Below are 23,010 nucleotides of genomic sequence, written 5' to 3'. Positions count from 1 at the left end.
ATGTCCAGTAAACAATACAAATTAATTATTTTTGATTGGGATGGCACCATTATGGACTCAATTGGCAAAATAGTTAATTGTATTAAGTACAGTGCAGAGTCCTTAAGCATTTCTCCGCCAAGTGACATCGCAATAAAAAATATTATTGGGCTGTCGCTTGAAAAGGCAATGGCGGTGTTATTTCCCAATCACCCAACAAAGCAAACCGCACTAATCAATGCATACAAGGCACATTATAAAGTTGACTCAACAGCCACACCTGTATTTGATGATGTAGCAAACGTACTCAATGCCCTCAAACAAAACGGGGCAGTACTTGCTATTGCAACTGGTAAAGGAAGAGACGGCTTAGAACGCTTGTTAGATGAAAGCCAGCTGAGGCATTTTTTTAGTGCAACCCGCACCAGCGACGACGCGCAATCTAAACCCTCACCCGATATGCTTTATCAATTACTAGCTGAGCTTGGCGTAAGTGCCAATGAAGCTCTCATGATAGGCGATACACAAATCGACTTGAAAATGGCACAAGCTGCAAACATAGATAGCATTGGTGTAACCATGGGGGTACACAATGCGCAGCAATTAAGTGAGTTTAACCCAATTGCAACAGTCGATAGCTACCAACAGTTGCAACAGGTTTTAATGGGCTAATACCTAAAGTGCATGTTATTTAGTTTGTAGGCTCAATACATCAACATTAAACTCAGCTAATAATTGGCTGAGTTTAATGAGTGGTAAACCAATCAAACTATTAGGATCGTCACCGCTTAGTTTTTCAAATAAACAAATGCCGAGTCCTTCACTTTTAAAGCTACCCGCACAGTTATAAGGCTGTTCTGCATCGCAGTATGCGCTAATTTGTGCTGTTGTGAGTGTTTTAAAGGTCACATTAAATGGCTCAACAACAGTTTTGCTTTGCCCACTTTGAATATCAAAAACACATAATCCCGTTAAAAAAGTTACGGTTTGTCCACTAAATAAGCTTAATTGTTTTACGGCGTTTTCTTTATTGTGCGGTTTACCTAATATTTGATCATTAAACACAGCCACTTGATCAGAACCAATGACTAAACCATTGTTAAAATGTTTAATAGATTCAGCAGCTTTTAGTGCACTTAAACGCTTAACTAGGTCATGAGGTGTCTCGTTTTCAAGAGCTGACTCATCAACGTCTGGCGAAAAGGTTTCAAACGGTAAATTAAATTTTTGTAATAAAGACTGCCTAAAAGGCGAGCTTGAGGCTAAAATAAGCGGGTGCTTCATGAGTGGTTTTCCTAAGATAAATCAGATTGAGTTAGGATAAATCAGATCCGTGAGTAAAACACGTGAAAAACCTAGTAAAAATGGTTTTTTACTTTGACTAACAAACTAACTATCTATATGATGCAGCCCCTATGCAAAAGGTAAAAATTCCCTTCACTCTTCATCCTGGGAAAGCAGCGCAACACCGTTTATCATACGATGGTATTGTACCGCTTGAAAAACTGACTCGTTTACGAGGTGTTGTACAGGAAGAAGTAGGTGAAATAGCGGTAAAAATTCAGTGCAAAAACGATGAGCAAGGTTTAGTTGTGATTAGCGGCAATTTGTCCACACACGTAACTGTAACTTGTCAACGTTGTAATGATGATTTAGGGTTGGATTTGGATCAAGACTTTATGTATTCGCCTGTTGGTTTGGATGCTGAGTCGGATGATCTTCCAGAAGACTACGATGAAGTAGCGCTTGATGAAAACGGTGAAATTAACGTGTTTGAGTTAATCGAAGACGAACTAATTTTAGCGGTGCCATTAGTGCCTACACACAACGAAGCTTCGTGCAATTACTCGTCAAAGCCTGCCAGCTTTGGTGTATTAAAAGCGGAAGATGATAAACCAAATCCATTTGATATTTTGAAACAACTTAAGAAAGATTCTTAGGAGAAGACTAATGGCTGTACAAAAAAGCAAAAAGTCTCGTGCAAGACGCGGCATGCGCCGTTCACACGATGCGATCAACGGTCCAACTTTAACAGTTGACCAAACTTCAGGTGAGACTCATCGTCGTCACCATGTAACTGCTGACGGTTACTACAAAGGCGTTCAAGTAATTTCTAACTAAGAGATTGCTTTGATGCTGAATAATCTAACCATAGCGTTAGATATGATGGGGGGCGATTACGGCCCCCGTTCATCTATTCCTGCTGCTGTTAGTGCAGTAAACGCTCACGCCAACCTTACACTTATTCTGTGTGGTAACGAGCAAGTTATATCTAAAGAACTCGAATCCCTCGATTCTTTATCTCATCCAAGACTTATAATTCGTCATTGTAGTGAAATAGTCACTAATGCCTGCGAACCTGCTGTTGCCGTGCGTTCAAAAAAAGATTCTTCAATGCGCGTTGCCCTTGATTTAGTTAAATCAGGCGAGGCTAAAGCATGTGTAAGTTCAGGTAATACTGGCGCATTATTTTTTATGGCGCATTACGTATTAAAAATGTTGCCCGGTGTAAAACGCCCCGCACTTATTTCATCTGTACCTACAGAGCGTAAAAATCCAGTTTATTTGCTCGACCTAGGCGCCAACGTACATTGCGATAGCGAAATACTCTACCAATTTGGTTTAATGGGCTCAGTGGTTGCAGGCCAAGCGCTTGGCTGTGATAACCCACGGGTAAGTTTATTAAACATTGGTGCCGAAGACATAAAAGGCCACGACGACATAAAACACGCTGCACAATTAATGCAGCAAAGTCCGCATATAAATTATATTGGCTACAGTGAAGGCAGCGATATTTTTACAGGCAAGGCCGACGTTATTGTATGTGAAGGGTTTGTTGGCAACGTTGCCCTTAAAACCTGTGAAGGCATTGCCAAACTTATCATGAATAAGTTCTCAAAAGCCCTCGAAAAACACCTTTTATATAAATGTATGGCGTTTATGCTTAGCCCAATCATAAAAAAACTCTATAAAAGGGTGAACCCCGACCAGTATAACGGTGCTTCTCTGGTAGGATTGCGCGGTATTGTCGTTAAAAGCCATGGAAATGCCTCAGCTAAAGCATTTCAAGCAGCAATCGATGAAGCGGTAAAAGAAGTTGAACGCCAACTTCCCACTAAAATAGCCGCTATTTTCGAAAAAACACATTCTAAAGACACGGTGGCCAATCAGTAAATTGATGTGCCGTGTATTTAATTATTTATTTGTTTAATTAAAAAGAGCAAAGTATGGCACAAAAAATTGCACTTCTATTCCCAGGTCAAGGTTCGCAAAGCGTAGGTATGTTACAAGCGCTCCTAGAAACCTCTGACATTGTAAAATCAACGTTTGCAGAAGCATCAACCGCATTGGGATACGACTTAGCAGCGTTAGTTCTTAACGGTCCAGAAGAAAAACTAAACGAAACCCACCGAACTCAACCTGCATTATTAACAGCAAGTGTTGCGATTTATCGCGACTGGTTAGCTAAAAACCCAGACGCCGATGTTGTAATGGCAGGGCACAGCTTAGGTGAATATTCAGCACTAGTATGTAGTAACGTAATTAGCTTAAGCGAAGCGGTTAAATTGGTTGAAAACCGTGGCTTGTACATGCAAGAAGCCGTACCAGCAGGTGTGGGCTCTATGGCCGCTATTATTGGTTTAGGCGACGACGAAATTAAAGCGGCGTGTGCAGCATCTGCGCAAGGCGAGGTTGTATCGCCAGTTAACTACAATTCACCCGGTCAAGTTGTAATAGCGGGGCATAAAGCGGCTGTAGATAGAGCATCAGTAGCCTGTAAAGAAGCCGGCGCAAAACGCGCATTACCGCTATCGGTTAGCGTGCCTTCGCATTGTGAACTAATGAAGCCTGCGGCAGATAAATTGGCAGCAGATTTAGCCGCTTTAACATTTAATACACCTAAGTGTGATGTAATTAATAATGTAGATGTAAAAGCAGAAAGTTCAGCTGACGCGATTAAAGATGCACTCGTTCGCCAATTATACAGCCCAGTACGCTGGACAGAAACAGTGCAAGCATTAGTCGCCCAAGGTATAACGCAAAGCTACGAATTTGGCCCAGGTAAAGTATTAACAGGCCTGGCAAAACGAATTGATAAAGCAATGGTATGTGGCTCAGTAAACGACGCCGCTTCAATTGATACAGCTAAATAAGAGTATATAACAATGTCTAACTTATTTTCTTTAGAGGGCAAAGTTGTCCTAATTACTGGCGCAAGCCGTGGTATTGGTAAAGCAATTGCAACTATGTTGGTTGCACAAGGCGCAAAAGTAGCCGGTACAGCAACAAGCGAGTCGGGTGCGGCTAACATTAGTGAGTATTTAGGTGATAACGGTAAAGGTTATGCATTAAACGTCACCGATCCTGCTTCAATTGAGGCTACTTTGGCGGCAATAAAAGCCGACTTAGGCGATATTGACGTACTCGTAAATAATGCAGGTATCACGCGTGACAACTTACTTATGCGTATGAAAGAAGCTGAATGGGACGATATTATCGACACCAACCTAAGCTCTATTTTCCGTTTATCTAAGGCTGTTTTACGCCCAATGATGAAGAAAAAGAACGGCCGTATTATCAATATTGGCTCGGTTGTGGGCACTATGGGTAATGCAGGTCAAGCCAACTACGCTGCGGCTAAAGCGGGTGTAATTGGTTTTTCTAAGTCGCTCGCACGTGAAGTGGCCTCGCGTGGTATTACAGTAAACGTGATTGCACCGGGTTTTATTCAAACAGATATGACTAACGAGCTAACCGATGACCAAAAAGCAGCCACACTCGCTAATGTACCGGCGGGTCGTTTAGGTCAACCTGACGAAATTGCAGCGGCAGTGTGTTATTTAGCATCTGACGCGGCTGCGTATGTATCAGGTGAAACTTTGCATGTAAATGGCGCGATGTATATGGTTTAATAACCATATAGCCTTTAAAAGATTAAAATTAAGTTGGTTAATTCACTAAAAAACATTGAATTATTTGTGAACTTGCTTTAAACATACTTGAAATTGCTATTAAAATAAGCGATAACAGGGAAAACACTCACTCAGAGGTTTGACCAGACAATTATTTACGGTCAAATCATTGAATCAGAGAATTATGCGGCGTAAACTACCCCGCAATCTGAAAATAACGCATTGGCGTTTTAATAAAGGAAAGAAGAATGAGCGATATCCAAGAACGCGTAAAAAAAATTATCATTGAACAACTAGGTGTTAAAGAAGAAGAAGTTAAAAACGAATCTTCTTTCGTAGATGACCTAGGTGCAGATTCTCTTGATACTGTAGAACTAGTAATGGCTCTAGAAGAAGAGTTTGACACTGAGATCCCAGATGAAGAAGCTGAAAAGATCACTACAGTTCAAAGCGCAATCGATTACGTAACAGCTCACGCTGAGTAATCATTGTATATTAAAGGCAGCATTCGCTGCCTTTAATCTATGTATTCAAACCACCTCAAAGTTCATGATTCAAATATCAAACCTTAACTCCCCAAATTTAACTAACATTAATTTTGTTTGCGTTATGTGTTGTCAAACAAGTTTGAGACTCGCACTTTGAGGTTGCTTGGGTATTAATCCCCTTGTGAATCTAATTGGATTAAAAAAGCCATTTAAAAATTAAAATGGTTAAAATTTTAATAAAATTATAAATATCCCTTATTGGAGGCAAACCGTGGCTAAACGTCGTGTCGTCGTAACTGGCTTAGGAATGTTGACGCCGCTAGGCAATGATGTTCAATCAACCTGGCAAGGCTTATTAGATGCTAAAAGTGGTATACAAACAATAACACACTTTGACACATCAAAATTTGGAACAAAGTTCGCTGGTTTAATCAACGACTTTGATGCATCGGCTTATATGCCACCTAAAGATGCAAAAAAAATGGATTTATTTATCCAATATGGTTTAGCAGCGGGTGTTCAAGCCTTTAAAGATTCCGGCCTAGAAATCACAGAAGAAAATGCAACGCGCATTGGTGTTGCTGTTGGTTCTGGTATTGGTGGCCTAACGCTAATTGAAGAAAACCACGTTAAGTTACTTAACAGTGGCCCACGTAAACTATCTCCATTTTATGTGCCTTCTACCATTATTAATATGATCTCGGGTCATTTATCAATAATGTACGGACTGCGTGGCCCTAATATTTCAATTGTAACTGCGTGTACTACAGGTTTGCATAACATTGGCCATGCCGCACGTATGATTGCCTACGGCGATGCCGATGCAATGGTTGCTGGTGGAGCAGAAAAAGCCTGTACACCTATTGGCATGGGTGGCTTTAACGCAGCCAGAGCATTATCAACTCGTAACGACGACCCACAAGCCGCATCACGCCCGTGGGATAAAGACCGTGACGGTTTTGTACTGTCTGACGGTGCTGGTGTTGTAGTTGTTGAAGAATATGAACACGCAAAAGCACGTGGTGCTAACATTTATGCCGAACTAGTAGGTTTTGGTATGAGTGGCGATGCATTCCACATGACATCCCCTCCAGAAGACGGTGCCGGTGCAGCCCTTGCAATGGAAAACGCATTAAAAGATGCGCGAGTAAATGCAGAGCAAGTAGGTTACATAAACGCCCACGGTACATCGACCAACGCAGGCGACAAAGCCGAAACAGCCGCAGTTAAGTCTATATTTGGTAATGCAGCAAAAGACGTAATGGTAGGCTCGTCTAAATCGATGATGGGTCACTTACTGGGTGCAGCCGGCTCGGTTGAATCAATTGTGTCGATATTGTCACTAAAAGATCAAAAAGTGTCGCCTACTATTAACCTTGATAACCCAGATGAAGGCTGTGACCTAGATTACATTGCACATACAGCACGCGATGCAAAACTAGATTATTCACTGTGTAACTCATTTGGCTTTGGTGGTACTAATGGCTCGTTGCTATTTAAAAAGGTATAATCTTTTTTAACAACGAACCACTTTATAAGAGCTCAGTTGTTTAACTGGGCTTTTTTTATATGCAAAAAATAATAAATAATACGCAAACAATCATCAACGCCAGTAAATCAAACGCCGTTAGCACAAGCGACAGGGGCTTAAACTATGGCGATGGCTTTTTTACAACGGCAAAAATTGTAAATGGCCAAGTTGAATATTGGCACCACCATAAAGCACGCTTGGCTGAATGCGCAAAGCGCTTAGCCTTTCCTGAACTCGACTTTAATTCACTAGAACAACACCTACATAACCAAGTAAACCAAAAACAAACGGGTGTATTAAAAATACTCGTAACGCGTGGTGAAGGCGGGCGAGGGTATGGCTTACCAAGTGAGTGTAATTTAACCATTATAGTAAGCGTACTTGAATACCCTGCACATTATCACTCGCTTGCAGAGCAAGGACTAAGCCTTGAAATAAGCCCAATAAAATTAGCGGCTCAGCCATTGCTCGCAGGGCTAAAAACCCTAAACAGGCTAGAGCAAGTACTCATTAAAAACGCCATGCAAACGCAAAATTGCGACGACGTACTAGTGCTCGACTACAACAACCATGTTATTGAAGCGTCAGCAGCCAATATAGTTGCCATTAAAAACGATAAATTATTTACGCCAAAGCTTAATGAATGCGGTATAAAGGGCGTTTATCTGCAAGCGTTATGTGATAAATTAACGGTTGAGTTTAAACACATTACCGTAAACGATTTAACAGAGGCCGATGCGGTATTTATATGTAATAGTTTAATGCACGCCGTACCTGTTAAACGTATACAGCAGCAAAGTTTTAATGTAGCGCATAGCAATACATTATTAACCCAATTAATAGCCAAGGAGGCTGAGTGTTAAAAGTTATTTTATCAGTCGCATTTTTAGCGATTATTAGCACCGCTATTGGCTATCAGCAGTTACAGGCAACCCTGCAAAGCCCACTAAAAGTAAGCGAAAACACGCAATTTGAGGTTAAAAAAGGCACCGGTTTTAATAAACTATGCCAACAGTGGCAAGCAAATAACTGGGTTGAAAGCTGCTGGCGTTACCAAGTTATTGCAAAGCTTGATCCCACGCTAACCGATTTAAAAGCAGGGCTTTACGGGCTTTCAAATACCAGTGTCATTAACAACATAAAAAAAATAAACCAAGGTCAACAAATCAGCTTTAGCTTTACCATTATTGAAGGCCAAGCGCTGCGCGATGTAATAGCAAATATTAAAAATGCGCCAAATTTAAATAACGATCTAAAGTTAAACGAGTTAGGTAAGCAAATTATAAATGAAGAAACATTGCTTGAGGGCTGGTTGTTTCCAGATACCTATCACTACCAGCATAACGATACCGCAAGCAGTGTATTAAAACGTGCAGCACACACTATGCAACAAACACTAAACGAAGCATGGCAGCAACGCGCTGACAATTTACCTTACAACACCGCGTACGAGGCACTCATAATGGCTTCAATTATTGAAAAAGAAACCGCTTTAGCCAGCGAGCGCCCGTTAATTGCCTCGGTTTTTGTTAATAGGTTAAACACAAAAATGCGCCTACAAACCGATCCAACCGTAATATACGGCCTGGGTGAAAACTTTGACGGCGATATTAAATACAAAGATTTACGCAATCATACGCCATACAATACCTACCGTATTGATGGATTACCGCCAACGCCAATAGCTATGCCATCAAAAGAAGCTATTTTAGCGGCGGTAAACCCGCCACAAAGCGAGTATGTTTACTTTGTAGCAAAAGGCGATGGCAGCCACCAATTTTCTACCACGTTAAAACAACATAACGCGGCAGTTAAAACCTATATTTTAAATAAAAAGAATTAACGTGTTTATGAAACCAAAATTTATAGTAGTAGAAGGCCTTGAGGGCGCGGGTAAATCAACCGCTATTTCACTTTGCCAAGACTTTTTAAACAAAAAACAAATTGAGTACATCAACGTACGCGAACCCGGCGGCACACCATTAGCCGAGTCGTTACGCACCTTGGTAAAAGCCGAGCACAAAGAAGAAATAGCGTTCGAAACTGAGTTACTCATTATGTACGCCGCACGTTCGCAGCTAATGCATAACGTAATAAACCCAGCGCTTGAGCAAGGTAAATGGATATTAGCCGATCGCCACGATTTATCGTCGCAGGCGTATCAAGGCGGCGGGCGTGGCATTAGCTCAAATACACTGGCGTCGTTGTCGTCTATGGTATTAAAAGGGCTAAAGCCCGACTTAACCATTTACCTCGACATAGACCCAGTAATAGGCCTAGAGCGCGCTAAAGGGCGTGGCGAACTTGACCGCATAGAACAAGAAGCCATTGAGTTTTTTCAGCGCACACGCATGCGCTACCTAGAGCTTGCAAGCGACGACAACTCAATTAAAACTGTAGATGCCAATCAAGAAATTGATAAAGTACATCGCGATATCACAAACGTATTACGCACTTTTTTTGAAGAGCTAAAATAACATGTCTTTGCCATGGCTATATGAAACACAGCAACACTTAGCACAAAGCTTTCGTGGTCAGCGTTTTCATCATGCCCAATTGTTTTGTGGGCCTGTGGGGGTAGGAAAGTTTGCCTTAAGTGACGAGCTAGCCAATGCCTTGTTATGCCAAAATATTACGCAGCAAACAGCCGCACCAAACAGTATTTTAGCGCCATGTGGGCAATGTAAAAGTTGCTCACTAAACCTTGCTGGCACACACCCCGACAAGCGCCTAACCCAGGTAGACGGGCAAAGCATTGGCGTAGACGACATACGCGCCATAAGCGACTTTATGAACCACTCTGCGGCGCAAAATGGCAACAAAGTAGTGGTAATAGAAAACTGCGAAAAAATGACCATGGCAGCGGCTAACGCCTTGTTAAAAACACTGGAAGAGCCAAGCAATAGCCGTTTTTTAATATTAACCACAAGCCAGCCCGCACAACTGCCAGCCACAATTTTAAGCCGATGTGCTAAAACCGACGTAAAAGTAACCAGTACGCAATTAGCGCAGCAATGGCTTGAGTCGTTACAAATACAAAATTACTCTTGGCTACCGCTTTTTTATAGCCAGCCATTACAAGTAAAACAATGGCAAGAGCAAAACCAGCTACAAAATATAGATACCCTCTATAAGTTTGCAACTGAGTTTAAACAAAGCCATAATTTCAAAGCGTTAGTAGATATAATAAATAAACAACCGGAGCTGGTTCGTATATTTACTTTGTTTTTAAGCGAGCAATTAAAACAGCAATTATTACAAGGTATGAGCTTTGAAGCGTATCAAGAGGCGCAGCAAGCACTCAGCGAATTTTTGCAAAATAACACAAAAATTCTTGGCCTTAATTTACCGCTCGCCGTATCGCGATTAGCGTACATTTTACGTAATAAATAAAAGGATTAACCATGCAAGAGCTATTAGTAGATATAGACGACCTAGACGAATTATATCGCTGTTACATGCCTTACTTAAAAAAAGGCGGCTTATTTGTGCGCACTAACATGCGTTACGAAGTAGGGCACTCGCTGGCGTTACGTGTAACCCTTCCCGACGCACTCGAAGACGACATAGTAACCGGCAAAGTTGCGTGGATCACCCCACAAGGTGCGCAAAGCTCAAATCCACCAGGTATAGGTATTAGCTTTTTAGACGACAAAACAAACCTAAATTCCAAGATCGAAAAACTACTGGGGACTATGTTAAACTCCGGTAATCCAACTTACACCATGTAGTAAAAAACAGGATCAATTTTGATTGTAGATTCGCATTGCCATTTAGACCGTCTTGATTTTGATAAACTCGATTTAAACCTAGACCAAGTGCTAGACCAAGCACGCGCCAAACAGGTTGAACATTTTTTGTGTGTAAGCGTAACGCTTGACCAGTTTCCAAGTATGCTTGATAAAATTAAGCACTACGACGATGTATCTGCCTCGTGTGGCGTGCATCCGCTCGATCAAAAAGACGCGCTTAACAAACAGCAATTAACTGATTTAGCATCACACAATAAAGTAGTCGCCATAGGCGAAACGGGGCTTGATTACTACTACGCAAAAGACACCCATGCCGTGCAGCAAGCCAGTTTTGTAGGCCACATTGAGGTGGCTAACGAACTACAAAAGCCACTAATAATACATACACGCGACGCCCGCGCCGACACCATAAACCTAATGCGTGAGCACAAAGCCGAAAACTGCGGCGGCGTACTGCACTGTTTTACAGAAGACTGGGACATGGCTAAAAAAGCCATCGATATGGGTTTTTATATTTCTATTTCGGGTATTGTAACGTTTAAAAATGCGGTAGAGCTTAAAAACGTGGTAAAGCAAATTCCACTCGACCGACTACTAATAGAAACCGATTCGCCGTATTTAGCACCGGTGCCACACCGTGGGCAAACTAACCAACCCGCTTACGTGCAAGACGTAGCCTATTACATTAGTGAGTTAAAAGGCATTAGTTTTAACGAGCTGGCAAAAGCCACCACCGATAACTTTTACTCGCTATTTAAATTAGCAGCTAAAGGCTAATATTATGAGCACTCACGCGGCGCAACTTCCTATTTTACTTATGGGGCCAATGGTGCGCCGTGCTGAGCAAACAGGCGTGTGCATAGTGTTTGCAACGTCAAAACCCGCACAGTGCCAAATAAACATACTTAATACGCAAAGTGTGAGCGAGCAACAAACTATTGCTTTGGGCGAGCGCTTGTTTTTGCACTATGTGGTAATTAAACCTACCAACGCGCCTTTTGTGCTCGACACCTTACTGGCCTATCAATTACTAATTGATGGCAATGAGATTGATTTATCAGCATGGGCTTATAACAATCATTCAGCCCCAGCATTTGTAATACCTAATACGCTAAACAGCATACTTCATGGCTCGTGCCGTAACGCGCATCACCCCGCAAAAGACAGCCTAGTCACCGCAAGCCAATGGCAAAGCACTCAGCGCAGCCAAAATACGCCCGGTGCACAACTACTGCTTTTAAGCGGCGACCAAGTTTACGCCGACGATGTAGCAGGGCCTATGCTATTGGTAATTCATCAGCTTATTGAAAAGTTAGGTATTTATAAAGAACAACCCATGGCGTTGCCGCTACCAGAGCAGTTAAACGAACAGCTTTATAATCGGCATCATTTTTTACCTAAAACGCCGTGGCAAAAACGTTCAAAGCTCGGTGTGGGTTATTGGCTTAAAAAAGACGAGCCGCATTTTTCAAGCGTTAAAGCCTTTAACCACCTTATTCATTTTGAAGAATACGTTGCTTTATACCTGCTTAATTTAAGTGCCGCTGCGTGGCAGTGTGTTGACTTACAAAACAGTCAATACACAGGGCAAAACCAAGAGCATCAACGTATTTTTAATGCCGAAAAGTCAGCATTGCTTGGTTATTCAAAAGGGCTGAGCGAGGTAGAGCGGTTATTTGCTAATGTGTCGACGTTAATGATATTTGACGATCACGACGTAACCGACGATTGGAACCTCACCGCAGGGTGGGAGCAAGCCATAAACCAAAACCCTAGCAGTAAACGCATTGTAAATAATGGCCTAATAAGTTATTGGCTTTTCCAAGGCATGGGTAACGACGCGCTGGCAAAAACAGGGGCGCTAATAACGCCATTTAAACAAAGCTTAAGTGCTAAAAATGTATGGCAACTTAAAGCGTTTGATAAACCCTTAAACGAATTTAACCATTGGCATTACGAGCTAACCACAATACCAAAAGTCGTGGTGCTCGACACCCGCACGCATCGCTGGCGTAACGAAAGCAATTTTAACGAGCCATCAGGCCTGCTTGATTGGGAGCGCCTTACCGAGCTGGAAGAAAGCCTACTAAGCCACGATAAAGTAATTATTGTGTCGCCAGCGCCGGTATTTGGAGTTAAATCAATAGAAGCCATTCAAGCGGCTTTTAATATATGCGGCCAACCACTTATGGTTGACGTAGAAAACTGGATGGCACACGAGGGATCGGCTAAAAAACTACTCGACACGTTTAGGCGCACCGACACACCAAACGAAACCCTTATTTTATCGGGCGATGTACATTATTCGTTTTGTTTTTCGGTGCAAAAGCGTTTTGGCGATCACCCAAACCGTATATGGCAACTCACCGCAAGCGGGATTAAAAACGAATTCCCGCGTAAGTTAATAAACATATTAGATAAACTCGACTCTATTTTATACGGCCCCAAAAGCCCGCTTAACTTTTTCACTAAACGCTGGCACATGGAAGTAGATAAACACCAAACCGTAGGCGAAGGCCAAAAGTATTTAGTAAGCGACTCCGCAATAAGCTTAATCACCTTAAAGCAAGGTGACTTATCACAATACCAACTCATCCACGGCGACGGCCACACCACCGAATTCGACCTAGAACATAAATAAAGCCCGTCATTGCCCTTATTGTAGACGTAGAGCTTGCTCACGTTAGAAGCGCAGCTTCTTGTTATTTATAAAAAATATGACCACCGAGAAAACAGAGTCGCTGGCGCTACACAGAGAAAAACATAGTTAAATCCATAAGTATTTACCAGCCTTTAAATACTTCTCCTTGTCTTCTCCTTCACTTCTCGGTGGTGACATAATCACTTAGCAATGTACGGTGTTGATTTTACTGTAGGCGCCTTGCTTGCTGGCGCTTTAATTATGAATATGTAAAAGCGTTGCTTTTATACGCCAGCAAGCTGCGCGTCTACGGTGTAAAGTTTGACTTTATTTTGTAGACGTAGAGCTTGCTCACGTTAGAAGCGCAGCTTCTTGTTATTTATAAAAAATATGACCACCGAGAAAACAGAGTCGCTGGCGCTACACAGAGAAAAACATAGTTAAATCCATAAGTATTTACCAGCCTTTAAATACTTCTCCTTGTCTTCTCCTTCACTTCTCGGTGGTGACATAATCACTTAGCAATGTACGGTGTTGATTTTACTGTAGGCGCCTTGCTTGCTGGCGCTTTAATTATGAATATGTAAAAGCGTTGCTTTTATACGCCAGCAAGCTGCGCGTCTACGGTGTAAAGTTTGACTTTATTTTGTAGACGTAGAGCTTGCTCACGTTAGAAGCGTAGCTTCTTGTTATTTATAAATATGACCACAGAGCACACCGAGGCGCTTCGCGCTACACAGAGTTAAAAAGATTGGTTTTGTCACTGCTCCTGGGCTTCTCCTTCACTTCTCGGTGGTGACATAATCACTTAGTAATACCGGGTGTTGATTTTACTGTAGGCGCCTTGCTTGCTGTCGCGTTAATTATAAATATGTAAAAGCGTTGCTTTTATACGCCAGCAAGCTGCGCGTCTACGGTGTAAAGTTTGACTTTATTTTGTAGACGTAGAGCTTGCTCACGTTAGAAGCGCAGCTTCTTGTTATTTATAAAAAATATGACCACCGAGAAAACAGAGTCGCTGGCGCTACACAGAGATAAACAAAGTTAAACCCAAAAAATATTTACCAGCCTTAAATTACTTCTCCTTGGCTTCTCCTTCACTTCTCGGTGGTGACATAATCACTTAGCAATGCACAGTGTTAGTTTAATTATTTAGATATATAACTACTTACCTAAATAAAGTGTTTTTGAAAACTGAAAACTGAAAACTGAAAACTGAAAACTGAAAACTACCTATTTAAAACTGCGTACACGTTTAACAACTATTTTATTACTTAAAATCGCCAAACATAAAATAACCATAAACAGCATAGAGTTTGCACCAGCTTGGAGCGAATAATCTACCGAAGAATGCAACAGCATATCAATAATCGCAATAGCACAACCAAAAGCCACACCCTGGAACAACGCCGTTTTGCGTTTACGCATAGTAGCCACACACAACCACAAACAATACAAAATAAGCGTGCCCAAAGTAGCCGTAGCAGGTATACCCAGCTCTACAGCAAATTGAATATAATCGTTATGGGCATTATCGTAATAACCCGAGTACGGCTCCGACTGATACGCAGGAAACGCCGTATAAAACGTACCGCCGCCCGAACCCAATAAAGGCTTATCTAAAATAAGCGGAATAGAATCGCGTACCACCTCGTCGCGCGTTTCAGACGCAATACTGGTTTCGCTAATACGCTGCTTAACTTTTTCAACATCAAAAATAGCGCCAATAATGATTAAATCAATAATAAAAAAACTCACTATTAATAACTTAAACGCCTTAGGTTTATTGTTATAAACAAACAGCGCCAAAAAGCTTACCACCATTAACGCAATAAAAAAGGCCGAGTTACCCATACGGCTGCGCGTTAAAATAAGCGCCACAATAATAATAATTAACGAAATACGTAACACAATTTTAGAGCTTAAAAGTATTTCGGCCCAAGCCCGTAAAGTTTGCTTAAGCGTTTGTTTATGCCTACCACTAGCGCGTTTTAACTCGCTTACCAACACACCAATACCCAAACATAAACACAGTGCTAAAAAGTTAGCCAAAAAGTTGGAATACGTAAATGTACCAATAGCGCGGTCGGTGTGCTTATAGCCAAAAATAGGGCTTATTACATCGGGCGATAAATTTAAGTAACTTGCATATAACGCCTGAAAAACCCCCGCACAAATAATGGCATAAATAAGCTGTTTAATACGCTGTGCCGTATTGCAGTAAATAAAAATAAGCCAGCAAAACATAATCATAAAACTGGTTTTTAACAGCATGTGTTTTGTTTGAAAAGGGTCAACGCTCACCGTAAATATTTGCACAGCACACACAGCCGCAACAACGCCTAAAGTAGCAAACACAGGCCAAGAATATAAAGGAGGGTACAACGGGTGTTTAGTATTTACAGCACTATAAACTAAATGCGTTAAAAACGTAGCGCTAATTAACACCCCCATTGCTAATATAGCCCAAGGGCGGTAACTGCCTAACGGCAAAGGGAGCAAAAATAAAATGCCGCACAACAAAGCAAAAATAAAACGATTCACTTATATCCCTATAAATAGTTAATACTAAATTCTAAAAAAATGACTTTCAACTTCTAACTTCTATTTCTTTAAACTGACTTCTGAAAACTAATATCTAACCACTATGCCTTTACATTATTACACAGCAGCAAAATACAATCACAAAAAAACGCAGCCAATTGGCTGCGCTTTTAAACTAAATAGGTGGTATTAGTTACCAACTTCAGAAATGCCGTCGTCGCCGCCATTACCGCCAGCACCCGGAGGTGTTGGTAAGCTAACAAAACCAGGAACACGTGAACGTGCATTTGGGTTAGCATTGCTGTTAGGTGCAGCATTGTCACCAGCCGTTTGGCCAGGTGCATTTGGATTTGCGTTGTTACCGTTAGGGCCCGCAGCAGTTGCTTCAGAAGCAACAGTAGCATCTACACCAGCACTAACAGCAGCAAGTGTTAGCGTATCGCTATCAATGCCAGCAGCGCTCATTGCACCTAATACATCAGCAATTAACGGGTTATCTGCGCCTACTGCAGCGATAGCATCGTTAATTAGTGCGTCTACGTCTTCAGCAGAACAATCGCTACATGCAGCTTGAATAGCAGCAAGTAAATCAGCTTGAAGTTGCTCCGGCGAAGCATCTGCCGATGCGTTATTTAATACGCTTACAAGTCCTGAGCTATCTGCTTGTGCATTTGCAGGTAATGTTATCACCGCACTTGCACTAGCAATTAAGCCAGCTAAAAGTAGTTTTTTCATATCTCGTCCCATGGTTGAGTGTCTAATTACAAAATTTTAGCGTATTAGGGCAAAAAGTAAACTCTTTATTTACGCCATTATTATTAGTTTTTACTATTTGCGAGGGTGCCATTATTAAATTACCTTGTACGCCATCGCAGCCTAGTTTTTCAAGTACCTTTAAAGTCTCAGGTTTTTCTATTAAACAGGCTAATACTTTAATACCAAAACCATGGCAAATATTATTAACGGTTTGAATAAAAAATTGGCTTTGGGTGTTATCAAGCAGATCTTGTATGTAGCTGCCGTCAATTTTTACAAATTCAATATCTAACCCTTGCAAGTACCTAAACGACGTTAAACTCGTGCCAAAGTGTTCTACACACACATTAATACCAATATCTTTTATGGCATCTATATGCAAACTGGCCACGTGCACATTATAAAGCAAGCTTATTTCGTGCAGCTCAAACAGTAAGTTATTTTTTAAAATAGGTTTAGTAGTGGCGTAAAGCGTAAGCCACTCTATAAAGTCGGTAGAATATAACGACGCTTTACTTAAATTAAGCGCAAACACGTCTTTTGGGTATTGCTCTTTAACGTTTACAAAGTTGCGTATTATTTTTTTGTCGAGCTCTTCGGTTAAATTAAGTTTTTCGGCCATAGCAAATAAATGGCCGTTATTTACCTTTTCACCCTCGTGAATAAAGTGCGCAAACACCTCAAAATAACACTGCTGGTGTTCTGAGTTAGCCTGTTTAACAGCCTGCACCGAAAAACTCACCTCGCCAGAGTCAATAATCGACTTAATAAGCGTACGCCACTGTTTAACGCTAAATAGGGTGTCTTTATCTACTTTATTGTTTGCGGCAGTTTCGCCAATAGTACAACCGGTATCGAGCGCCGAAAGCACACTCCCTAAGCTAGCGCCTTTTTCTACATTAACTAACGCCAAGTTAGCAAAGCCGTTTACATGTAAGCTGTTTTTCATTTGGCTAAAGGCATCGTTAATATCTAACTGCGTTTTATTTAAAAAAGGCACGTCAAACGGGGCAAGCGCTATAAACGTACTGCCGTTTAGTTTAAATATTTTAGTATTAGTTAGCTCACCTAAAATATGTTGCAGCGTAGTGCTTACATCGTAAACGTGTTGGTCGCCATCTTGGTAGCTAACAGTTTGGTTAATGTTAGCAAGCGAGGGCAGGGTGATCATCATCGCGGTTATTGGCGCATCGGGCGTAATTGCGGGTACCACCGAGTTAAAATGGTTTTCAAACGAACGGCGGTTACCCAGCCCCGTTAACGAATCTATGTATACTTCTTCGGTAAGGGTTTGCGTTTGTTTAGTAAGTGAGTCAAACGTGCTTTGTAAGTTAACTACCATATTATTTATGGCTTTAGTTACCGTACGTAGCTCGCGGGCTACTGGTATTTGCTGGTTTAGTGTAAAACGTTTACGGGTAACTAATTGTGCTTGGTGTTCTACTGCTTTTAAAGGTTTAAACACCGTACCTAAAATTAAAAACGCCACCGCAAGCGATCCCGCTAATAATAAAAACGATCCGTAAAAGCTACGTTTAGTATGCTCCCAAAGCGTTAAGTACGACTGCCCAGCATGGCTGGTTACTTCAAGCGTACCGGCCATTACCCAACCATTATTAAGCTCGCTGCTCATGGTGGGGGCGCTAAGCTGTATTGCGTTTATAAACCAATTAGGCACCGACTCAACCCGTTTAGGATTAGTAAGCTCAAACACTACATTTTGTTGTGTATCGGTGTATTTTATTTGCGTGTAATAGCCACTATCAAAAATAGCGGTAGCCATAGTTTGGGCAATCATTAAGCTTTCGTCGTCAAGGTAGGGCGAAATAGAAAGCCCCAAGCTTGTTGCGGTGTCTTGCGCGTGGCTACCCATTTGGGTTTGTAAGTATTGGCGGGTTGCTTGTACGTCGGTTGCTACGCGTACAAAAAACGAAATAACCGATATTAAAATAATAAGGCCATAAACTTGTGTTTTTAAGCTTAAACCGTGTTTAAAAATTGGCGACATAACTAGTAGTTCCTTTATTGTTACGTGCGATGGGCGCAAGCTCACCGTGTTCTATTCGTTGTAGCATGGTGTTCCAGGCCGACACACCACGGCTATTTTTTACTTTATTGCCTAACCCTTTTGCTTTAGCAAGCCATAAACCTTGGCCGTTAAAGCTATAAATAGGTTTTAAATCGGGGCGCTTATTAGCCGGTAAAAGTTTAGTATTAAAATTACCTAACACAAGGGGTATTTGGTTGGGCTCTTCAATATAAATTAATACCATGTGTGGCTGGTTTACTGTTTTTTGGCGCACATACATAAAGCGTATTTTATGCTCGGGTATGCCCAGTGCAATTAGTGTAAAGTATTTGGCTATTACGTAGTCTTCGCAGTCGCCCATACCTACGCCTAAGCTTTCAAGCGGGGTTGCCCAGTAATCTGTTTGTTGCCACAACTCATCGTCGTTTTTGTATTGTATGTGTTTATTAAAAAAGTCGTTAACAAGGTGTATTTTTTGCCACTCGCTTTTACTTTGGCTGCTATCAATAAAGCTAAGCCAGTTTTTTATGCGTGTGTAGCCAGCAGCGCCGTATTGCTGTTGTGCACGGGCAAGTATATCGCTGTTACGCAAATGCATAAGTGCATCTTGCGCATACACAAAAAACGACATAACAATTAAAATGCAAACACCTAAGCGCACATACGTTCCTTTAGTTAAAAATCCCTAATAAACAGCACGGCTAAGTATAGTATTATTACAACAAAAAAGGTAGATAAGTAAAAAGTGCTACAAAGCACTAAAATAGGGCGCTTGCTTGTTATTTTGGTGCAACAAAAAATTAACAAAAAAACAGTATTAAAGGATGTTTTTATAGTTGAGTACATTATTGTGTTGTGTATAATAATAAGCTCACACGGTATGTGATTTACGTTAAAAGGATTTAAGCTTTTGCTTGGCCTTTTTGTGATTTTAAAAACAAAATAAAAAAGGAATTAAAGTGAAAGTATTAAAAGCCGTACTCCCAGTTGCAGGTTTAGGCACGCGCATGTTGCCAGCCACCAAAGCAATACCAAAAGAAATGCTCCCCCTGGTCGACAAACCTTTAATTCAATACGTAGTTAACGAAGCCGTAGCCGCAGGCATAAAAGAAATAGTACTGGTTACGCACGCGTCTAAAAATTCGATCGAAAACCATTTTGACACCAGCTTTGAGCTAGAAGCCACACTAGAGGCACGCGTAAAACGTAGTTTATTAGAAGAAGTACGCTCAATAGTACCAAAAGACGTAACGGTAATTTCGGTTCGCCAATCGGCCCCATTAGGCCTTGGCCATGCAGTACTGGCTGCTAAACCCATAGTAGGCAATAACCCTTTTGCTGTAATGCTACCCGACGTAATAATCGACAAGTACAAGTCAAACCCAAAAACCGATAACCTAAGCCAAATGATCGACCGGTTTGACCAATCAGGCCACAACCAAGTAATGGTAGAGCCCGTACCGCAAGCGCAAGTACACCAATACGGCGTGGTAGACCTAGCCGGTAAAAACATAAGCGCGGGCCAAAACGCAACTATTAAAAATATGGTCGAAAAACCAAATAACGACGAAGCACCGAGCAACCTAGCCATAACAGGCCGCTATGTAGTATCGCCCACTATTTGGGATTTGCTTGAGTACACACCACCGGGCGCAGGCGGCGAAATACAACTTACCGATGCATTACTGCAACTACGCCACCTCGAAACGCTTGAAGCCTACCACCTAACAGGTAAATCGCACGATTGCGGCTCTAAATTAGGTTATATGTTGGCAAATGTTGAATATGCAATGCAATCAAGCCACATGGGTGAAGAGTTTACTAAGCAAGTTAAACAGTTGTTTTAATAACTAGCGTTTAAACTTCAAACGTTGGTAAATCATATAAATATAAAATTTATAGTAGGTCACAATAAACTGTAATACCTACTTAAATACGTTAACGCATCGCGAGAGATAAAATGGAAATATCACAAGCAAGAATGACTCATTTAAAGCAGCTTGAGGCTGAGTCTATTCATATAATGAGAGAAGTAGCAGCAGAGTTTGATAACCCAGTAATGATGTATTCTGTGGGTAAAGACTCAGCAGTGATGCTTCACCTATGTATGAAGGCTTTTTACCCTGCAAAGCCACCATTCCCATTAATGCATGTAGATACCACCTTTAAATTTAAAGAAATGATTGCGTTTCGTGACCGTATGGCAAAAAAATACGATATGGATTTAATCGTCCACAAAAACGAAGAAGCCATTGCCGCAAATATAAACCCATTTGATCATGGCAGTGCTAAATACACTGACATAATGAAAACACAAGGCCTAAAGCAAGCCTTAAATAAGCATAAGTTCGACGCCGCATTTGGTGGTGCACGCCGCGATGAAGAAAAATCAAGAGCCAAAGAACGAGTTTATTCATTTCGCGATAAAAACCATCGTTGGGATCCAAAAAGCCAACGTCCAGAACTATGGAATACCTACAACGGCAAAGTTAATAAAGGTGAAAGTATTCGTGTTTTCCCATTATCAAACTGGACCGAGCTTGATATTTGGCAATACATATACCTAGAAAACATTGAAATTGTTCCACTGTACTTGGCAGATACACGCCCAGTTGTAGAACGCGATGGGTCTTTAATAATGGTAGACGACGAACGCTTACCATTAAAAGAAGGTGAAGTCCCTATGATGAAAAAAGTGCGTTTTCGTACATTAGGTTGTTACCCACTAACGGGAGCGGTAGAGTCTGAAGCCACCACTTTACCCGAAATTATTCAAGAAATGCTGTTAACTAAAACATCTGAACGCCAGGGACGAGTAATCGATCACGACTCATCAGGCTCAATGGAAAAGAAAAAAATGGAAGGCTACTTTTGAGCCAATTTTAAGCATCATTAATTTTAAAGAATTTTGTTAAAGGAATACCCGTGAACGAACAAACATTACTAGAAACAGATATAGAAACCTACCTTCAAAAGCATGAAGACAAAGACATGCTGCGCTTTTTAACATGTGGCAATGTAGACGATGGCAAATCAACATTAATAGGCCGACTACTGCACGATTCAAAATTAATTTTTGAAGATCACATGTCAGCTATAAAAAACGACTCTAAAAAGTTTAACACAACCGATGGTGAGTTTGACCTAGCGCTACTTGTTGATGGCCTACAGTCAGAGCGCGAACAAGGTATTACTATCGATGTAGCGTATCGTTATTTTGCAACCGAAAGCCGAAAATTTATTATTGCCGACTGCCCAGGGCACGAACAATACACCCGCAACATGGCAACAGGCGCTTCAAATTGCGACCTAGCTATTGTAATGGTAGACGCGCGTTACGGTGTGCAAATGCAAACTAAGCGCCATTCATATATTGCTTCTTTACTTGGCTTAAAACACGTTATTGTTGCTGTTAACAAAATGGATTTAATCGACTTTAGCCAAGAACAATATCGTAAAATAAAAGCCGATTATAAAGCCTTCGCTGCTGATCTAAACATATCCGATATTCGCTTTGTACCAATATCGGCATTGCGTGGCGACAACGTGGTTAATAAATCTGAGTCGATGAATTGGTACCCAGGCGCAACCTTAATGGAATTACTTAACTCAGTAACCGTTAATGAAGACAAAAACCTGCAAGACTTCCGTTTTCCTGTTCAATTTGTAACGCGCCCAAACCTAAACTTTAGAGGCTTTTGTGGCACTGTTGCCAGTGGTGTAATAAATGTAGGCGACTTAATTACGGTTATGCCCTCTGGTAAATCATCAACAGTAAAAAGCATAGTAACAGCTGACGGCGACTTACCAAGCGCATTTGCAGGCCAAGCAGTTACATTAACAACCAACGACGAAATTGATATTTCACGTGGGGATGTAATCGTTAAATCAAATAACCTAGCCACCACGTCTGAGCAGTTTGAAGCAACACTTGTTTGGATGGACGAAACAGCACTACAACCAGGTAAAGAATACGAATTTAAAGTAGGTACAAAAAACACTTACGGCCGAATAGAAAAAATTAACCACAAAATTGATGTAAACACCTTACAAAATGTAGACGTAAATGAGCTGCAACTTAACGAAATTGGTTCATGTAATATAAGCACGTCTAGTCCTGTAGTTATCGACGAATATAACACAGTGCATGGCACAGGCTCATTTATCGTGATCGATAGGCTCACTAATGTAACAGTGGGAGCGGGTATGATAGAAAAGACTAGCTCGCACACTGAAGCTTTAGAGCTGCCAGCCGTTAGCTTAAAGCGTAAAAATAGAGCTTATACTCCGTCTGAAATTGAGTTAAATGCTTATATTAGGAGATGTTTTCCCGAGTGGGCTTGTATCAAAATAAAATAAGTTTTGATAACAATTTTC

General features: G+C 41.2%; 23 protein-coding genes. 18 read left to right on the top strand and 5 right to left on the bottom strand.

All coding sequences use genetic code 11. The features are described from left to right. The gene (locus tag ATS76_RS03630; RefSeq protein ID WP_058551098.1) at nt 1-651 is read left to right on the top strand and encodes an HAD-IA family hydrolase; all 651 of its coding nucleotides are present in this window, start codon (nt 1-3) and stop codon (nt 649-651) included. A gap of 15 nt (nt 652-666) precedes the next feature. Here the strand turns inward: ATS76_RS03630 and ATS76_RS03625 are convergent, their stop codons facing one another. Next, a complete protein-coding gene (locus ATS76_RS03625) occupies nt 667-1,263 on the bottom strand; it encodes a Maf family protein (protein ID WP_058551097.1) in 597 nt (198 codons plus the stop codon). 131 nt (nt 1,264-1,394) lie between these two features. Between ATS76_RS03625 and yceD the strand changes: the two genes are divergently transcribed. From yceD to ATS76_RS03555, 14 genes are all read left to right on the top strand, one after another. Continuing rightward, complete coding sequence (gene yceD, locus ATS76_RS03620) at nt 1,395-1,919, top strand: 23S rRNA accumulation protein YceD (RefSeq protein WP_006792308.1); 525 nt, start codon at nt 1,395-1,397, stop codon at nt 1,917-1,919. A gap of 10 nt (nt 1,920-1,929) precedes the next feature. Further along, nucleotides 1,930-2,100, top strand: a complete 171-nt coding sequence (gene rpmF, locus ATS76_RS03615) for a 50S ribosomal protein L32 (protein WP_004587686.1) — start codon at nt 1,930-1,932, stop codon at nt 2,098-2,100. A gap of 12 nt (nt 2,101-2,112) precedes the next feature. After that, nucleotides 2,113-3,153, top strand: coding sequence for a phosphate acyltransferase PlsX (gene plsX / locus ATS76_RS03610; RefSeq protein WP_058551096.1), 1,041 nt, complete (start codon nt 2,113-2,115; stop codon nt 3,151-3,153). Between the two features lie 53 nt (nt 3,154-3,206). After that, nucleotides 3,207-4,133: an ACP S-malonyltransferase gene (gene fabD, locus ATS76_RS03605; RefSeq protein WP_058551095.1), complete on the top strand. Its 927-nt coding sequence runs from the start codon at nt 3,207-3,209 to the stop codon at nt 4,131-4,133. 12 nt (nt 4,134-4,145) lie between these two features. Continuing rightward, on the top strand, nt 4,146-4,892 hold the full coding sequence (gene fabG, locus ATS76_RS03600) for a 3-oxoacyl-ACP reductase FabG (protein ID WP_058406051.1): 747 nt from the start codon (nt 4,146-4,148) through the stop codon (nt 4,890-4,892). Between the two features lie 248 nt (nt 4,893-5,140). Further along, nucleotides 5,141-5,377: an acyl carrier protein gene (gene acpP / locus ATS76_RS03595; RefSeq protein ID WP_006792304.1), complete on the top strand. Its 237-nt coding sequence runs from the start codon at nt 5,141-5,143 to the stop codon at nt 5,375-5,377. 274 nt (nt 5,378-5,651) lie between these two features. Further along, nucleotides 5,652-6,890, top strand: coding sequence for a beta-ketoacyl-ACP synthase II (gene fabF / locus ATS76_RS03590; protein ID WP_058551094.1), 1,239 nt, complete (start codon nt 5,652-5,654; stop codon nt 6,888-6,890). 59 nt (nt 6,891-6,949) lie between these two features. After that, a complete protein-coding gene (gene pabC, locus ATS76_RS03585) occupies nt 6,950-7,774 on the top strand; it encodes an aminodeoxychorismate lyase (protein ID WP_058551093.1) in 825 nt (274 codons plus the stop codon). After that, a complete protein-coding gene (gene mltG / locus ATS76_RS03580; RefSeq protein WP_058551092.1) occupies nt 7,768-8,754 on the top strand; it encodes an endolytic transglycosylase MltG in 987 nt (328 codons plus the stop codon). The genes pabC and mltG overlap by 7 nt, the downstream gene beginning before the upstream one ends. Before the next feature lie 7 nt (nt 8,755-8,761). Beyond that, nucleotides 8,762-9,388 carry a dTMP kinase gene (tmk, locus tag ATS76_RS03575; RefSeq protein WP_006792300.1) on the top strand — a complete coding sequence of 209 codons (627 nt, stop codon included), beginning with the start codon at nt 8,762-8,764 and terminating at the stop codon, nt 9,386-9,388. A gap of 1 nt (nt 9,389) precedes the next feature. Continuing rightward, complete coding sequence (locus ATS76_RS03570; protein WP_058551091.1) at nt 9,390-10,304, top strand: DNA polymerase III subunit; 915 nt, start codon at nt 9,390-9,392, stop codon at nt 10,302-10,304. A gap of 11 nt (nt 10,305-10,315) precedes the next feature. After that, on the top strand, nt 10,316-10,642 hold the full coding sequence (locus tag ATS76_RS03565; protein WP_058551090.1) for a PilZ domain-containing protein: 327 nt from the start codon (nt 10,316-10,318) through the stop codon (nt 10,640-10,642). Nucleotides 10,643-10,660: 18 nt separating this feature from the next. Then, entirely contained in the window at nt 10,661-11,440 is a 780-nt protein-coding gene (locus ATS76_RS03560; protein WP_058551089.1) for a TatD family hydrolase, read from the top strand. 4 nt (nt 11,441-11,444) lie between these two features. After that, nucleotides 11,445-13,304: an alkaline phosphatase D family protein gene (locus ATS76_RS03555; RefSeq protein ID WP_058551088.1), complete on the top strand. Its 1,860-nt coding sequence runs from the start codon at nt 11,445-11,447 to the stop codon at nt 13,302-13,304. 1,233 nt (nt 13,305-14,537) lie between these two features. Here the strand turns inward: ATS76_RS03555 and ATS76_RS03550 are convergent. The 4 genes from ATS76_RS03550 to ATS76_RS03535 form a co-directional block, all read right to left on the bottom strand. Next, on the bottom strand, nt 14,538-15,848 hold the full coding sequence (locus ATS76_RS03550) for an O-antigen ligase family protein (RefSeq protein ID WP_058551087.1): 1,311 nt from the start codon (nt 15,846-15,848) through the stop codon (nt 14,538-14,540). Between the two features lie 189 nt (nt 15,849-16,037). Continuing rightward, nucleotides 16,038-16,583, bottom strand: coding sequence for a hypothetical protein (locus ATS76_RS03545; protein ID WP_058551086.1), 546 nt, complete (start codon nt 16,581-16,583; stop codon nt 16,038-16,040). Between the two features lie 22 nt (nt 16,584-16,605). After that, nucleotides 16,606-18,612, bottom strand: coding sequence for a bifunctional diguanylate cyclase/phosphodiesterase (locus ATS76_RS03540; RefSeq protein ID WP_058551085.1), 2,007 nt, complete (start codon nt 18,610-18,612; stop codon nt 16,606-16,608). Next, a complete protein-coding gene (locus ATS76_RS03535; RefSeq protein WP_058406061.1) occupies nt 18,596-19,294 on the bottom strand; it encodes a transglutaminase-like cysteine peptidase in 699 nt (232 codons plus the stop codon). The genes ATS76_RS03540 and ATS76_RS03535 overlap by 17 nt, the downstream gene beginning before the upstream one ends. A gap of 298 nt (nt 19,295-19,592) precedes the next feature. Here ATS76_RS03535 and galU point away from each other — a divergent pair, with 298 nt between their 5' ends. From galU to cysN, 3 genes are all read left to right on the top strand, one after another. Beyond that, on the top strand, nt 19,593-20,480 hold the full coding sequence (gene galU / locus ATS76_RS03530) for a UTP--glucose-1-phosphate uridylyltransferase GalU (RefSeq protein WP_058551084.1): 888 nt from the start codon (nt 19,593-19,595) through the stop codon (nt 20,478-20,480). Nucleotides 20,481-20,593: 113 nt separating this feature from the next. After that, nucleotides 20,594-21,508, top strand: a complete 915-nt coding sequence (gene cysD / locus ATS76_RS03525) for a sulfate adenylyltransferase subunit CysD (RefSeq protein ID WP_010557325.1) — start codon at nt 20,594-20,596, stop codon at nt 21,506-21,508. 50 nt (nt 21,509-21,558) lie between these two features. Beyond that, on the top strand, nt 21,559-22,992 hold the full coding sequence (gene cysN, locus ATS76_RS03520; protein ID WP_058551083.1) for a sulfate adenylyltransferase subunit CysN: 1,434 nt from the start codon (nt 21,559-21,561) through the stop codon (nt 22,990-22,992). Nucleotides 22,993-23,010: the final 18 nt, after the last annotated feature.

The sequence above is a fragment of the Pseudoalteromonas sp. 10-33 genome (genome assembly GCF_001469195.1).
Classification (GTDB): Bacteria; Pseudomonadota; Gammaproteobacteria; order Enterobacterales; family Alteromonadaceae; genus Pseudoalteromonas.
Note: the sequence above shows the minus strand (reverse complement) of the source record. Positions and strands in the feature narration are given on the sequence as shown.

Excerpts from the sequence above, each read along its gene's own strand:
- ATS76_RS03630 (WP_058551098.1), top strand. The coding sequence starts at position 1 with ATGTCCAGTAAACAATACAAATTAATTATTTTTGATTGGGATGGCACC.
- ATS76_RS03625 (WP_058551097.1), bottom strand. The coding sequence starts at position 1,263 with ATGAAGCACCCGCTTATTTTAGCCTCAAGCTCGCCTTTTAGGCAGTCT.
- yceD (WP_006792308.1), top strand. The coding sequence starts at position 1,395 with ATGCAAAAGGTAAAAATTCCCTTCACTCTTCATCCTGGGAAAGCAGCG.
- rpmF (WP_004587686.1), top strand. The coding sequence starts at position 1,930 with ATGGCTGTACAAAAAAGCAAAAAGTCTCGTGCAAGACGCGGCATGCGC.
- plsX (WP_058551096.1), top strand. The coding sequence starts at position 2,113 with ATGCTGAATAATCTAACCATAGCGTTAGATATGATGGGGGGCGATTAC.
- fabD (WP_058551095.1), top strand. The coding sequence starts at position 3,207 with ATGGCACAAAAAATTGCACTTCTATTCCCAGGTCAAGGTTCGCAAAGC.
- fabG (WP_058406051.1), top strand. The coding sequence starts at position 4,146 with ATGTCTAACTTATTTTCTTTAGAGGGCAAAGTTGTCCTAATTACTGGC.
- acpP (WP_006792304.1), top strand. The coding sequence starts at position 5,141 with ATGAGCGATATCCAAGAACGCGTAAAAAAAATTATCATTGAACAACTA.
- pabC (WP_058551093.1), top strand. The coding sequence starts at position 6,950 with ATGCAAAAAATAATAAATAATACGCAAACAATCATCAACGCCAGTAAA.
- tmk (WP_006792300.1), top strand. The coding sequence starts at position 8,762 with ATGAAACCAAAATTTATAGTAGTAGAAGGCCTTGAGGGCGCGGGTAAA.
- ATS76_RS03570 (WP_058551091.1), top strand. The coding sequence starts at position 9,390 with ATGTCTTTGCCATGGCTATATGAAACACAGCAACACTTAGCACAAAGC.
- ATS76_RS03565 (WP_058551090.1), top strand. The coding sequence starts at position 10,316 with ATGCAAGAGCTATTAGTAGATATAGACGACCTAGACGAATTATATCGC.
- ATS76_RS03555 (WP_058551088.1), top strand. The coding sequence starts at position 11,445 with ATGAGCACTCACGCGGCGCAACTTCCTATTTTACTTATGGGGCCAATG.
- ATS76_RS03545 (WP_058551086.1), bottom strand. The coding sequence starts at position 16,583 with ATGAAAAAACTACTTTTAGCTGGCTTAATTGCTAGTGCAAGTGCGGTG.
- ATS76_RS03540 (WP_058551085.1), bottom strand. The coding sequence starts at position 18,612 with ATGTCGCCAATTTTTAAACACGGTTTAAGCTTAAAAACACAAGTTTAT.
- cysD (WP_010557325.1), top strand. The coding sequence starts at position 20,594 with ATGGAAATATCACAAGCAAGAATGACTCATTTAAAGCAGCTTGAGGCT.